This window comes from Kitasatospora sp. NPDC088548, assembly GCF_044753005.1.
GTDB lineage: Bacteria > Actinomycetota > Actinomycetes > Streptomycetales > Streptomycetaceae > Kitasatospora.
Map to the genome: position 1 here is coordinate 583,025 of NZ_JBIVMI010000001.1, position 12,672 is coordinate 595,696.

General features: G+C 73.1%; 11 protein-coding genes. 1 reads left to right on the forward strand and 10 read right to left on the reverse strand.

Going from position 1 to position 12,672, the window contains the following annotated elements; all coding sequences use genetic code 11:
- Positions 1-74: 74 nt before the first annotated feature.
- The 7 genes from ACIP82_RS02650 to ACIP82_RS02680 form a co-directional block, all read right to left on the reverse strand.
- A complete protein-coding gene (locus tag ACIP82_RS02650) occupies positions 75-1,124 on the reverse strand; it encodes an ABC transporter permease (protein WP_400650062.1) in 1,050 nt (349 codons plus the stop codon).
- Complete coding sequence (locus ACIP82_RS02655; RefSeq protein ID WP_400650065.1) at positions 1,121-2,737, reverse strand: sugar ABC transporter ATP-binding protein; 1,617 nt, start codon at positions 2,735-2,737, stop codon at positions 1,121-1,123. Before ACIP82_RS02655 ends, ACIP82_RS02650 begins: the two co-directional genes overlap by 4 nt.
- Positions 2,734-3,876, reverse strand: coding sequence for a substrate-binding domain-containing protein (locus tag ACIP82_RS02660; RefSeq protein WP_363604362.1), 1,143 nt, complete (start codon positions 3,874-3,876; stop codon positions 2,734-2,736). The genes ACIP82_RS02655 and ACIP82_RS02660 overlap by 4 nt, the downstream gene beginning before the upstream one ends.
- Positions 3,877-3,888: 12 nt before the next feature.
- Complete coding sequence (locus tag ACIP82_RS02665) at positions 3,889-5,103, reverse strand: LLM class flavin-dependent oxidoreductase (protein WP_400650068.1); 1,215 nt, start codon at positions 5,101-5,103, stop codon at positions 3,889-3,891.
- A 64-nt stretch (positions 5,104-5,167) separates the two neighbouring features.
- The gene (locus ACIP82_RS02670; RefSeq protein WP_363604359.1) at positions 5,168-6,742 is read right to left on the reverse strand and encodes a GMC family oxidoreductase N-terminal domain-containing protein; all 1,575 of its coding nucleotides are present in this window, start codon (positions 6,740-6,742) and stop codon (positions 5,168-5,170) included.
- A gap of 75 nt (positions 6,743-6,817) precedes the next feature.
- The gene (locus ACIP82_RS02675) at positions 6,818-8,293 is read right to left on the reverse strand and encodes an aldehyde dehydrogenase family protein (protein ID WP_363604358.1); all 1,476 of its coding nucleotides are present in this window, start codon (positions 8,291-8,293) and stop codon (positions 6,818-6,820) included.
- Positions 8,294-9,047: 754 nt separating this feature from the next.
- A complete protein-coding gene (locus tag ACIP82_RS02680) occupies positions 9,048-9,443 on the reverse strand; it encodes a hypothetical protein (RefSeq protein WP_400650073.1) in 396 nt (131 codons plus the stop codon).
- A 121-nt stretch (positions 9,444-9,564) separates the two neighbouring features.
- Here ACIP82_RS02680 and ACIP82_RS02685 point away from each other — a divergent pair, with 121 nt between their 5' ends.
- Positions 9,565-10,224 carry a hypothetical protein gene (locus ACIP82_RS02685; RefSeq protein WP_400650074.1) on the forward strand — a complete coding sequence of 220 codons (660 nt, stop codon included), beginning with the start codon at positions 9,565-9,567 and terminating at the stop codon, positions 10,222-10,224.
- A 112-nt stretch (positions 10,225-10,336) separates the two neighbouring features.
- Here the strand turns inward: ACIP82_RS02685 and ACIP82_RS02690 are convergent, their stop codons facing one another.
- From ACIP82_RS02690 to ACIP82_RS02700, 3 genes are all read right to left on the reverse strand, one after another.
- On the reverse strand, positions 10,337-10,762 hold the full coding sequence (locus ACIP82_RS02690) for a spore-associated protein (protein ID WP_400650077.1): 426 nt from the start codon (positions 10,760-10,762) through the stop codon (positions 10,337-10,339).
- A gap of 556 nt (positions 10,763-11,318) precedes the next feature.
- Positions 11,319-11,525 carry a hypothetical protein gene (locus ACIP82_RS02695; protein ID WP_400650080.1) on the reverse strand — a complete coding sequence of 69 codons (207 nt, stop codon included), beginning with the start codon at positions 11,523-11,525 and terminating at the stop codon, positions 11,319-11,321.
- Between the two features lie 551 nt (positions 11,526-12,076).
- Positions 12,077-12,472 carry a hypothetical protein gene (locus tag ACIP82_RS02700; protein ID WP_400650081.1) on the reverse strand — a complete coding sequence of 132 codons (396 nt, stop codon included), beginning with the start codon at positions 12,470-12,472 and terminating at the stop codon, positions 12,077-12,079.
- Between the last annotated feature and the right edge of the window lie 200 nt (positions 12,473-12,672).

Here is a 12,672-nt window from a genome sequence, read left to right on the forward strand (position 1 = left end):
ATAGAGATGTGACAACGCGACGTTGGCGCCTCACGGCAGTGAATTTCCAAGCAGGGCCCGCGTGGTCCGTGCGGTCACCTCGTTGTGCGGCGGCCCGCCCGGGAGATCAGCAGGGCGGCGATCAGGGCGAGGCCGTTGAAGACGTCCGGCACCCAGGAGGGCGCGCCCATCATCGTCAGACCCGAGATACCGATGCCCAGCGTCAGGACCGCCAGGACGGTGCCGCCGACGTTGAGATGGCCGCGCGGGGAGACCACCGCGCCGAGGAAGACGGCGGCGATCGAGCCCAGCATCACCGCCGAGCCGCCGTCGGGGCCGGCCGACTGGAGGCGGGCGGTGTTCAGCACCCCGGCCACCGCGGCGACGAACGCGCCGGTCATCAGCCCGGCCGTGACATACCGCGAGGTCCGGATGCCGACCAGTTCGGCGGCCTCCCGGCCCGTCCCGCTGGCGCGCATCCGCCGGCCGAACGGGGTGCGGGAGATCAGATAGCCGAGCAGACCGGCGATCGCGGCGGCGTACAGCACCATCAGCGGGATGCCCGCGACGGTGGAGGCCACCGCGTCGTTGAAGCCGTTCGGGATGGACTTGTAGAGCGTCAGCCCGCCCGTGACCAGCTGGGCGAAGCCGGTGAGCAGCGTGGTCACGGCCAGGGTGGCGATGAAGGAGTTGATCCGCCCGCGCACGATCAGCAGCGCGTTGAGCGCCCCGGCGGCCAGGCCGGAGGCGAGGCCGAGGCCGACCGCCGGGAGGGTGGACCAGCCCTGGCCGTACGCCCAGGCGGTGAGGACGCCGCTCATGGTCATCACGGCGCCGATCGAGATGTCGATCTCGCCGACGGTCGCCGAGATCATCGCCGAGATGCCGACGACCACGGTGACGGACTGGGCGTAGAGGATCGCCCGGGCGTTGGTGCCGGTGTCGAACTGGCCGTGCCGGGCGATCGAGAAGAAGACCACGAAGGCGAGCAGCAGCCCGGCCAGCGACCACTGGGCCGCCAGCCGCAGGGCGGTCCTGGACCGGACGGACGGGGCGGACGGGCCGGAAGGGCCGGAAGGGGCAGAAGGGGCAGAAGGGGCGGACGAAGTAGACGGGGCGGACGAGGCAGCGGCCTGCGCGCTCATGCGGCGGTGCCTTTCTGGGCTGCGGAGCCGGCGGCGGGAGCACCGGCCGAGGCGGTGATGGCGTGGAAGAGCTCGGCGCGCCCGGTGCCGGCCATCGGGACGGTGGCGGTGACCCGGCCCCGGTCCAGGACGACGACCCGGTCGGCGAGGTCCATCAGCTCGTCCAGGTCGGAGGTGGCGAGCAGCACGGCGACGCCGTCCTCGCTGAGCCGCCGCACGACCCGGGCGATGCCCTCCCGGGCGCCGATGTCGATGCCCTGGCTCGGCTCGTCGAGGACCAGGACGCGGGGCGCGAGCCGGACGGCGCGGGCGAGCGCGACCTTCTGCTGGTTGCCGCCGCTCAGCGAGCGGACGTCGGCCTCGGGGTCGCCGGGGCGGATGTCGAACTCCTCGATCAGCCGCCGCGCCTCGGCACGCTCCCGGGCGCCGCTGACGGCCCAGCGCCCGCTGACCGGGCGCAGGTCGCCGAGGGTGAGGTTCTCCCGGACGGTGAGGTCGAGGATCACGCCCTGGAGGTGGCGGTTCTGCGGCACGCTGACGATCCCGGCGGCGATCGCGTCGGCGGCCGAGCGGAAGGTCCGGGGTCGCCCGTCGACCTCGACCGCGCCGCCGGCGGGGCGCTGGGAGCCCCCGACGATCCGGGCGAGTTCGCTGCGCCCGCAGCCGACCAGGCCGGTGACGCCGAGCACCTCCCCGGGGTGGAGCTCCAGGTCGACGCCGTGCAGCCGGGCACCGCGCAGGCCCCGGACGGCCAGCACCGGCTCCCCCGCGGCCGGGGACGGCGCGGCGGTGTCGACGGGGGCCGGCGGGCGGCCCGTCATGTCCTCCACCAGCCGGGCGACGGTCAGGCCCTGATTGGGCCGGTCGGCCACCAGGCGCCCGTCGCGCAGGACGAGGATCTGGTCGGCGACCTCCAGCACCTCCTCCAGCCGGTGCGAGATCAGCACCACGCTCGCGCCGCGCTCGGCGATCCGCCGGACGGCCGTGTACAGCCGGGCCACGTCGTCCGCGGCGAGGGCGGCGGTCGGCTCGTCCAGGAAGACGACGGGCGTCGCGCCCACGTCGCCGAAGACCCGGGCGACGGCCAGCATGCCGCGCTGCGAGGCGGGCAGGTCGGCCACATGGGCTCCGGCGGGCGCGGCCACCGCGAAGGCGTCCAGGAGTTCGGCGGCGCGGGCCGCCTCGGCCCGCCGGTTGACGGGCGCGAGCGCCGGGCGGCGCTCGCGCAGGGTGAGCGCCAGGTTGTCGGCGACGGTCAACTCCTCGACCAGGCCGAGGTCCTGGTGGAGGAAGCGCAGCCCGGCGGCGCGGGCCCGGTCGGGGGTGAGGGGCAGGGCCAAGGGCTCGCCGTGGACGGCCAGTTCGCCGCCGTCCGGGGCGTGGACGCCCGCCAGGACCTTCACCAGGGTGGACTTGCCGGAGCCGTTCTCGCCGAGCAGCGCGGTGACGGCGCCGGGGCGCAGCGCGAAGGCGAGGTCGCGCAGCACCCGGTTGGCGCCGAAGGACTTGCTCAGCCCGCGGACCTCCAGCGCGGCGGCGCTCCCGGCCCCGGCCGAGGCGGTCGGGGCATCACTTGGCGCGGCGCTCGGGGCGGCGCTCGGGGCCCGGCTCACTTCACACCCCACAACTTGCGGTAGTGGCCCGCGTAGTCGTAGCCGCCGTCGAAGCGCTCGCCCTCGGGCGGCAGGTTGTCCTTGGTGAGCAGGCGCAGCGGGACGCCGTCGTCCTTGGGCGGTTCGACGTTGTTGAAGATCCGGTTGAGGTCGTCGAAGGCCGCGTAGGTGGCCCAGCCGTACGAGGGCGCGACGTCGGCGATCTGGCCGGCGCCGGTGCGGATGAAGTTGAGGGTGGGCGCATCGCCCTCGTTGGAGATCTGCGGCACCTTGGCGGCCAGCCCGGCGGCGCGGATGGCGGGCACCGCGCTGATCGCGATGCCGTCGTACTCGTGCCAGAGGACGTTGAGTTCGGGGTGGCCCTGGACGAACGCGACGGCGGCCTGGCCGAGTTGGGGGGTGCCGTGGAGCCCGTCCGGGATCTGCTGGTCGGCGGCGACGGCGCCGCCGCCGTTCTGCGCGAACCAGTCCTTGATGCCCTGGATCTCCTGGCGGTTGGAGGAGTTGGGGGCGGTCCGGAAGAGGCCGAGCCGGGCGTCGCCACCGGTGGTGACGACGGCCTGGGCGGCGGTGATCCGGCCCTGGTCGTAGTAGTGGTAGTCGATGATGTGGCTGATGCCGGGGTTGCTGAGGTTGTAGTCGGTGGTGCCGAGGGTGAAGTCGATGTGCGGCACCTTGGCGGCGGCGATCTGGGCGAGTGCGGCGCTGTCGGCGTCGCCCTCGGTGACCATGGAGATCAGACCGTCCGGCTTGAGCTGGAGGGCCTGGGTGACGCCCGCGTTGAAGTCCTTGCTGACGTCGACGGCGACGAACTTCCAGCCGAGCGAGTCGGCGATCTTCCTGGCCGTCTCCACCACGTAGGTGTTGGTCTCGGAGAAGGTCCAGCGGTTGAGGTAGACGATGGTCTTGCCGGGGGCGACCGGCGGCGAGTCGGCCGGGCCGTTCCAGGTGGCGGTCCGGGTGAGGTAGGGCGCCAGGAACGCCTTGGCGGCGTCCACGGCGGCCTGGTTCTTGACGGCGCCCGGCGGGGCGGAGCCGGCTCCGGCGGCGGGGCCGTGGTCGGGCCGGGCGCAGGCGGTGGCGGCCAGGGCGGTGGCGGCGGCGAGCGCGGCGGCGGTGAGTACGCGGTGGCTGGGCATGGTGGCGGGTCCTCAGGCGTGAAGGGCGGGTGCGGCGGCGGGCGTCGCGGCGGGAGCGGCAGGGTCGGCGTGGTCGGCGGGGTCGGCGGGGTCCAGGTCGAGCAGCGGGAAGAGCAGGTCGGCGACCCGGTGGGCCTCCTCGATCAGCGGGAAGCCGGAGAGGATGAACGACTCGACGCCCGCCGCGCGGTACTCGCGGATCCGGGCGGCGACGTTCTCCGCGCTGCCGACCAGGTAGGTGCCGGAGGCCGGGGAGACCACGTCGAAGCCGAAGAGGCTGGGCCCGGTCCAGACGTTGGGGTGGACCTCCAGGTCGCGGACCTCCGGCAGCCGCCCGGCGCGCAGCGCGGCGAGCCGGCGCTCGACGGCCGGGTCCTCGGTGCGGAAGTCGTCGAGGGACCGGCCGCGCAGGTTCCACCCGGCGAGGTCCACGGCGGTGCGGTGGCCGGTGCGGTGGAGCAGGTCCTCGGCGGCGGCCCAGGCCTCGTCCTCGGTCTCCCGGACGATGATCTGGAACCGGGTGCCGTAGTTGAGGGTGCGGCCGAGCCTGGCTGCCTCGGCGCCGACCCGGCGGAACTTCTCGCCGAGCCGGGCGGGGGTGTCGGCGAAGCTGAGGTAGGTGTCCAGCAGCCCGACGGAGTGGGCGACTCCGGCGGGCGAGGTGCCCGCGCCCCAGAGCGGCACCGGCACCGGGTCGTTGGGCCAGGGCGAGAGCGGTCCCTCGTCGTCGGGCCGCGCGGCGAGCCGGACGTAGCGGCCCTCGTACGCCTGGTGCTCGCCCCGGTGGACCCGGCGGTAGGCGTCCCAGTACTCGGCGCTGAAGTCGTAGCGCTCGTCGTGCTCGTAGTGGACGCCGTACCCGGCCAGGGTGGCGTCCTGCCCGTTGACGACGTTGAAGAGGAGCCGGCCGCCGGAGAAACGCTGGAGGGTGTCGGCGATCTGGGCGAGCTTGGCCGGGGAGTGCAGGCCGGGGTAGACGGCGGGCAGGAAGCGCAGCCGCTCGGTGTCGCCGAGCAGGGCGGCGGTGACGGTCAGGCCGTCGTCGCGGCCGGTGCCGAGCAGGGCACCGTAGTAGCCGAGCCGGTCGATGGTGCGGGCCAGCTCGCGCAGGTGGCCGAAGCCGGTGGGCCAGCGGCCGCTCTCCTCCCAGGGCAGCGGGCCGTCGGGGCTGGTCAGGTACCAGAGCAGGCGGACGCGGGCGTCGGGGGCGTCGGGGGCGGGGGTCATGCGGGGGCTCCCAGGGATCGGGGACGGGACCGGCGTCGGGCCGGGGCCGGGGTCGGTAACGGGGTCAGCGCCGGATCAGGTCGGCGGCGCGTTCGGCGACGAGGACGGCGGGCGCCATGGTGTGGCCCCGGGTGATCACCGGGATCACCGAGGCGTCGGCCACCCGCAGGCCCTGGACGCCGCGCACCCGCAGGGCGTGGTCGACCACGGCGTCCGGGTCGTCGTCCCGGCCGATCCGGGCGGTGCCGACGGGGTGGAACACGGTGTCGGCGGTGGCCCGGACGTGGGCGGCGAGCCGCTCGTCGGTGGCGTCGGCGGGCAGCGTCTGCTCGGCCGTCCAGGGGCGCAGCGCCGGCTGGGCGGCGACCCGCAGGGCCGCGCGCAACCCGGCGACCAGGGTGTTCAGGTCGGCCGGGTCGCCGAGGTAGCCCGGGTCGAGCAGCGGGGCGTCCCCCGGGTCGGCGGAGGCGAGCCGCAACCGGCCCCGGCTGCGCGGCTGGAGGACGACCGGGGCGAGCAGGTAGCCGGTGCGGGCGGGGTCGTGGCCGGGCTGCGGTCCGGTGCCGAGCAGCAGTTCGACGTCCGGGGCGGTGAGCGCGGGGTCGGTGCGCAGGAAGGCCACTCCCCCGCCCGCGAGGTCGCGCAGCGGGCCGCGCCGCCCGTCCTCCCAGAGCCGCAGGTTCTCCTCGGTGGGTACGGCCGGGGCGGGCCCGGGGGCGCCCGGCGCGGCGAGGCCGACGAAGGGCACCCGCAGGTGGTCGTGCAGGTTGCCGCCGACGCCGGGCAGGTCGGCGCGGACGGGGATGCCGAGGGCGGCCAGGTCGTCGGCGGGGCCGAGACCGGAGAGCAGCAGCAGCTGCGGGCTGCCGATCGCGCCCGCCGCCAGGACGACCTCGCGGCGGGCCCGGATCTCGGCCGGCCCGTCGGGGCCCTGGAGCGCCACGCCGGTCGCCCGATCGCCCTCGAACAGGACGCGGGTGACGTGCACTCCGGTGCGGACGGTCAGGTTGGGGCGGTGCCCGGCGGCGGCATCGGCCAGGTAGCCCGCGGCGGGCGTGATCCGGACCCCGTCGACGAAGATCATTTCCTGGGTGTCGCTGCCGAACTGGTCCGGCCCGTTGACGTCGGTCCTCCCGCCGTAGCCCGCCTGCTCGACGGCGGCCTGCACAGCCTCGTACAACGGGCCGGCCGGGCCCGCCTCCTGGAGCCGGACCGGTCCGCCGGTGCCGCGCCAGGGCGCCGGCCCGCGTCCGCTGTCCTCCGCGCGGCGGTAGAGCGGCAGCAGGGTGTCCCAGGACCAGCCGGGGCCTCCGTACGCGGCCCAGGCGTCGTAGTCGGCCCGGTTGCCCCGGATCCAGCCGCCGAGGTTGAGGGCGGAGGAGCCGCCGAGCACCCGGCCGCGCGGCCAGGGCACCCGGCGCCCGTCCAGGCCGGGCTGCGGCACGGTGGCGTAGCCCCAGTCGAGGGCGCCGCCCAGGGTGTACGGCCAGAGCGCGGGGGCCAGGCTCTCGCGCTGGGTCAGCGGCCCGCCGGCCTCCAGCAGCAGCACGCTGACGGACGGGTCCTCGGCCAGCCTGGCGGCGAGCACCGGGCCGGAGGTGCCGCCGCCGACGATCACATAGTCGGCCGACTCTGCCATGGTGATGAATTCCTTGCCTCGTGGGGGGGCTTGCGGGGCTGGTGGGGTAGCGCGGGCACGGGCCTGCCCCGGTGCTCAGAGCTGGACGTGGACGGCCTTCGGCTCGGTGTACGCGTGGATCCACTCGCGCCCGTGCTCGCGGCCCAGCCCGGACTGGCCCGCGCCGCCCGAGGGGGCAGAGAAGTCGTGCAGGCCATAGGTGTTGACCCAGACGGTGCCCGCGCGCAGGTCCCGGGCGAAGGCGTGGGCCCGGCTCAGGTCCCTGGTCCAGACGCCGGCCGCCAGCCCGTACGCGGTGCCGTTGGCCAGGCGCAGCGCCTCCTCGTCGGTGTCGAAGGCGAACACCGAGAGCACCGGCCCGAAGATCTCCTCCTGGGCGAGCCGGGAGTGCGGGTCGACCCCGGTGAGCACGGTCGGGGTGACGTAGTGGCCGGGCCGGTCGAGCACCCGGCCGGCGGGGTCGAGGCCGGCCTCGCGGGCCAGGTCGAGGTAGCCGGAGACCCGGCGCAGCTGGGCGGCGGAGATCAGCGGCCCGAGGTCGGTGCCCTCGTCGAACGCCGGGCCGACGGTGAGCTTCGCGGCGTCCGCGCGGACGCGCTCCACCACCTCGTCGTGGACCGACCGGTGGACGAGCAGCCGGGTGCCGGCGAAGCAGATCTGGCCGGAGTGCTGCCAGGCGGTCGCTCCGGCGGCGGCGACGGCGGCGTCCAGGTCCGCGTCGGGGAAGACGATGTTGGGGCTCTTGCCGCCCAGTTCGAGCAGCACCCGCTTCACGCCCGTGGCGGCGGCGCGCTGGATCGCCCGGCCGGTTTCGGTGGAGCCGGTGAAGGCGACGAGGTCCGCCCCCGGGTGGTCGACCAGCGCCGCACCGGCCGTGCCGTCCCCCGTGAGCACCGCGAGCACGCCGGGCGGCAGGCCCGCCTCCAGCGCCAGCCGGGCCAGCAGCAGGGCGCTCAGCGGGGTCTGCTCGGCGGGCTTGAGGACGACGCTGTTGCCCGCCGCCAGCGCGGGGGCCAGCTTGAAGGCGGCCATCAGCAGCGGCATGTTCCACGGCACGATCGCCGCGACCACGCCGACGGGCTGGCGCAGCGTGTACGAGTGCACGTCGGGCGCGGTCGGGTTGACGTCGCCGTAGAGGCGGCCGGTCCAGCCCGCGTAGTGCCGGAACGTTTCGGCGGCGCCGTACGCGAGGTGCCGGGCCGTCGCGTGCGGGATGCCCGCGTCCAGCGACTCCAGCTGCCCGAAGTGCTCCGCGTTGGCCTGGAGCAGGTCGGCGATCCGGTGCAGTACGGCGGCCCGCTCGGGGTGCGGCCTGGCCCGCCAGCGGCCGTCGGCGAAGGCGGCCCCGGCCAGCCGGACGGCCCGGTCGACGTCCTCCGGCCCGGCCGCCGGGACCTCCGCCAACGGTGTGCCGTACGAGGGGTCGAGCACCGGGAGCACCGCTCCGGAGGCGGCCCGGACACCGGTCTCCTCACCGAGCAGGAAGCCGGGGCGGCTGTCGAGGAACGTGCGGACGACGGGGGTGAGCTGCGGGGCCATCTTTGCTCGCAAATCAGGAGGAAAGGGATGTCGGTGGGCGTGCGGTCACGCCGGGGCGACGGCGGACGGGGGCGCGTCGGACGGCACCCGTTCTCACCACACGGCAATCGGTCTGGCCGGCCGGGGACGGAGGGAGGGCGCCGAAGGCGTCAGCGCCGACAACAGGACGCGGCTCGGGTGAGCAGCTGAGGCGTCGTCATCTGACTGCTCCCTTCGGCTCGGCGCGTGCTGGCGACAGGAGGTTTCCACGATCGGAGGGGCCGAATCAAGGTTTCCACATGATGGGATCGGCCTGTTGGCGGATACGTGATCCCGCCGCAACGCCCGTTCGCACCACCGCAACACTGGCGCGGACGGCGTCCCGGTGGGGCCGGTTCCGCGACAGGTGGCACAGACCGCCTCGCCCCCGGCGCGGCCGGACGGGCCGGGGAGCCGGATCCACCGCGGGTACGCATTCGGACCGGCCGTCGAGCGAGGGAGAGGGACCGCATGCGTGAACCGACGCACGTACCCGACGATCCATCGGGAGCGCTCACGGCGGCCCGCGCGAGCTGCCGGGTTTGGATGCCCGACGGCGGGTTGGACGGTGCTGCGGCGGGGCGCAGCAGGGTCCCGGGCGGGTCCGGCTCCTCCTCCCGGACCCGCCCGGCGCCCGGCGCCCCGGCGAGGTCCGACCGGCCGCCGCGGGGCCGTTCCCCACAGACCGCGGCGGCCGCGAGGGACTGCGGTGGTGCGGCCGGGGTGCGGCGGGTACGGGTGCCGTTCGTCAGGGGACCAGACCGGGGAGCGGACCGGGGCAGACCACCTCGAGCCAGGACGCGAAGTCCGGTGCCTCGACCTCGAAGTCCGCCGGGTCCAGATCGCCCAGGTCCGAGGAGAACACCGGCGAGCCGGGATCGTCGGCACGCAGCAGAAACCCGCGGCCGCCGCTGTCGTCCCCGACAAGGACGAACCCCGGGGCGTACTGCGCGACTTCGTAGGTGGTGTTGCGTTCACCGATGCAGCCGGCCGCGTACACGGCCGTACCGGCGTCGGTGAGCAGGCCGTCCGTCACCTCCCACAGCGCCACCAGCGGCGCCGGAAGGCCCTGCGCGATCCCGGCCCGGGCTCGCGCGACCCCAGCCGGTGCGGCCGCCACGGTCCGGGGGTCCGCCTCCACCATGTCTCCCTCATTCGTCCGTTCCGCCGGGCATCCGGCCGGAACGGACACTGCCACCCGGTCCGTCCCCCGGGCAAGCCGCGACGGCTGGTTCGCCCGGCGTCCCCTGTGGGAGTGTGGGCGGATGACGACCCGGTACGAGGATCCCGGCCCCGAGGGCCCGCCGGCCCGTCCGCACGAGGCCTTCGCCAACGCCCTGTGGAGCCTGGTCGTCGACGAGGACGGCCGCACCGGCGGGCAGCCCTCGTGGATCGAGGCCTGGCTCAGGAACCGGCCGTCCGAGGGTGCCCCCGAGCACCCGGTCCCGGCCGCCCTGCACCGGATCCTCGCGTGCGGCGTGGACCCGGACGATCTCACCGACGTGGTACGGGCCATGCAGCACGACCTGCTCTACAACGTCTGCCAACTGATCGACGACCCCGGCCTGCTGGGCCTCGGGGCGGAGGACGACCAGCCCGGCGGTACGGACTACGACTGGGAACTGGTGGCGGTCCGCACCGCAGGACCGGCCGACCGGACACCGCTCCACGGTCTGCACGCCGCACTCGACGAGCACGACCCCAGCGGCCGGGCCGGCGAACCACGCGGCCGCCCCGTCCCCGCCCGGCTCCCGGGCCACCCCCTCCACGCCAGGCTCGCCGTCGCCCACGCACTCGCGGGCGACCGCGTCGAGGCGATCCGGACCTGGCGCAAGGCGACCGGCGTGCCCCTGAGCGAGGCGCGGGCGGCGATCGACCGGCTCGTCGACCAGCTGCGGCAAGACCCGGACGGCACCGCGCAGTGATGCCGAGAGACCTCTCCCGACCGACGGCACGGGCGGCGGATCAGCGCCTACCGGCCTCAGTGCGTCCGGCGCGGGTCAACGCGAGGTCGGGGCGGACCGGGCCCGGTCCGCCTCAGCCGCACCAGCCCGGCCCCTTGCCCCACCAGCCACCGGAGTTGTAGTCCTCGCCTCCGTAGTAGATGCACTGCCCGGGCGCGTAGATGTAGGCCGTGGCGTAGTAGCTGAAGTTCCTGGCGTCCTCCTGCCTGCCGCTGCCGTCCCCGAAGGTCAGGTAGGCGCCGGTCAGCGTCGGAGTGCCGATCCTGGTGTTCTTGATGGTGGCGACGCAGTTCTGCCCGGTCGACCTGCTGTAGGTCAGGTACACCGTCGAAGTACCGCCCGGCAGATCGAAGGAGTCCTTCGTCTCATAGCTGGAACCACAGGCCGACTGCGGGGTGTAGCCGGTGGTCGCGGCGCCGGCGGTCGCGGGCACCGCGACCAGAGCCGTACCGGCGGTGGCGACAAGAGCTGCTACCCGGGCTGACGTTCGGAAGAACATGACTGTCTCCTCTTGTCGCTCCTGCTGTTCGCGACGCTCTTCGGACGGGGTGGTCCGGGCCCGCGGCACGACGTCGGCCGGGCCGGCGCCCGACGTGGCGGGGCAGCGGATCCGGGGCCCCCGGAGGACGGTGCCGGTTGCCCGATACGACCGCCCCTGAGCGAGACTGGCCCACCGGCGAACCCTGCGTCTTGTACGAATGCGAAAGGGCGCGGTGAGCAACAGCGAATCCCCGGAAGGGAGATCGGGTTGACCAACCGCCACCCGGGCGTCGCGGGTGGCGCCGTGATCGTCGCCACCGCCGCCTCCGGCGCCCTCGGGCGTCCGGTCCTCGACCGACTGCTCGCCCGTGGCCTCGCCGGGCAGGTCGCCGCCGACGACGACATTTCCCGCTTTGTCGTCGACCGGACCATCGGCAGCCATGCCCGCAGAGCCACGACAGGAGAACCCAACAGGAACGTCCGGCATGGAGCCCGGAGGCCCCACGCCAGACGTTCCTGTCGAGACCACCCCCGTCACACCGCGATCCACCTCAACTGTTGTGGTTGACGTTCGATCAGCCCACGAGGAACCTGATCAGCGCCGACAGAAGAGGAACGGCCGACAGCACGATGAAGACCCACCCCGCGAGCAGGTGAACGCCGGCGGGCCCCTCCTTCGCAGACCTCCTACTTGGCTGCATGAAGAGCTTGCTGCATTCCTGGAAGTCCGTGACGATGGCTATGCCCAGAAGCAGGGGAATCAGAAAAAACGCGACATCCATGAGAACTCCCGACAACATCCCCGCAAGGACGCAGCATACAGAGATACCGGCCAGCGCACCCCTCTTCACCGCCGGAGACCGCGCGATCCCCCCGACGATCGAATCTAAAAGATCCTGACCGCAAGGACAGTAATACCGAACGCAAAGAACATGAAACCGCCCACAAGATGAAGGATTCCCAGCCCATCTAAACTGCCACCTCAGTTACCCTGCGCGCGGGACAGCGAAATAACGAACCAGGGAACTGCCAGAATGAACTCAGATATTTCCATCTCCAGCGCCAGGTGAAGTAATGAATTAAAGCTCGAGAGGCGGGGCTCACAAGCGCCAACATCAATGGTGTCAACCGAGTGTCGAGCCCCACCGAACCACTGACATTACCCTCGCTCCCCTCGCTGCGTTTGAGGTGACCAGGACGACGCTCAGCACTGGACAGCTGCGACCCGTTCCGGGTTGATCACCACATGGTCCGCCAACGGCTTTCCGTCCCGCCGGACATCGACCCGGCAGTCGTCCGAGAGGTCCATCTAAATCACCTCAGGGCTAGAGCATCACCCTTCCAGATAAACAGCGATAATCGACCTGTAAAGTCGACCCGCCATTGGACCAGTCGCATCGAATGGAATCTCGGCATACTTAGCTACAATACGCCCCCCGACTCGATAAATCCCAGGCGAGCCCTCGCAGCAGAATTCCTCCTCACCCCCACCCTCGGAAATGGCAGTTACATCCGCTTCATTGCCGTCGCGATTAAGGCATTTGATAATCCCATCAAATACCTTAACCTCCCCTCCTCCCATTTTCGCCTTAATTGATGAACTCAAGCCTCCGATGACTCTGGGAGCACTCGCACCCTCAGCAAGCGAGAGGCCGAGGGGCTCCAACGTTCCTGTCGAAGCACCCAATTCGGATTGCTCGCAATAGACAAGCCTCACACGCTCTACCATGCATACTCCACGGGGTCACGCAATGTACTGCGGTTGATGGCTTTTCCTGAAGCCAGCAGGGTGAATCGCTGTACCCCCGCAGATCCTCCCTCCCGCGCGCGGCACCCCTTCCCGCCGCCCGGGCCGGCGAGCCCGCCGGCGCCCCGGCCTCCTCCTGTGACACATACGGACAGCCGAGCCCTGATGGTTCCTCACGACCC

What these genes read in the sequence shown, in the direction of transcription:
- ACIP82_RS02650 (WP_400650062.1), bottom strand. Translation starts at nt 1,124, where the DNA reads ATGAGCGCGCAGGCCGCTGCCTCGTCCGCCCCGTCTACTTCGTCCGCC.
- ACIP82_RS02660 (WP_363604362.1), bottom strand. Translation starts at nt 3,876, where the DNA reads ATGCCCAGCCACCGCGTACTCACCGCCGCCGCGCTCGCCGCCGCCACC.
- ACIP82_RS02665 (WP_400650068.1), bottom strand. Translation starts at nt 5,103, where the DNA reads ATGACCCCCGCCCCCGACGCCCCCGACGCCCGCGTCCGCCTGCTCTGG.
- ACIP82_RS02670 (WP_363604359.1), bottom strand. Translation starts at nt 6,742, where the DNA reads ATGGCAGAGTCGGCCGACTATGTGATCGTCGGCGGCGGCACCTCCGGC.
- ACIP82_RS02680 (WP_400650073.1), bottom strand. Translation starts at nt 9,443, where the DNA reads ATGGTGGAGGCGGACCCCCGGACCGTGGCGGCCGCACCGGCTGGGGTC.
- ACIP82_RS02685 (WP_400650074.1), top strand. Translation starts at nt 9,565, where the DNA reads ATGACGACCCGGTACGAGGATCCCGGCCCCGAGGGCCCGCCGGCCCGT.
- ACIP82_RS02690 (WP_400650077.1), bottom strand. Translation starts at nt 10,762, where the DNA reads ATGTTCTTCCGAACGTCAGCCCGGGTAGCAGCTCTTGTCGCCACCGCC.
- ACIP82_RS02695 (WP_400650080.1), bottom strand. Translation starts at nt 11,525, where the DNA reads ATGGATGTCGCGTTTTTTCTGATTCCCCTGCTTCTGGGCATAGCCATC.
- ACIP82_RS02700 (WP_400650081.1), bottom strand. Translation starts at nt 12,472, where the DNA reads ATGGTAGAGCGTGTGAGGCTTGTCTATTGCGAGCAATCCGAATTGGGT.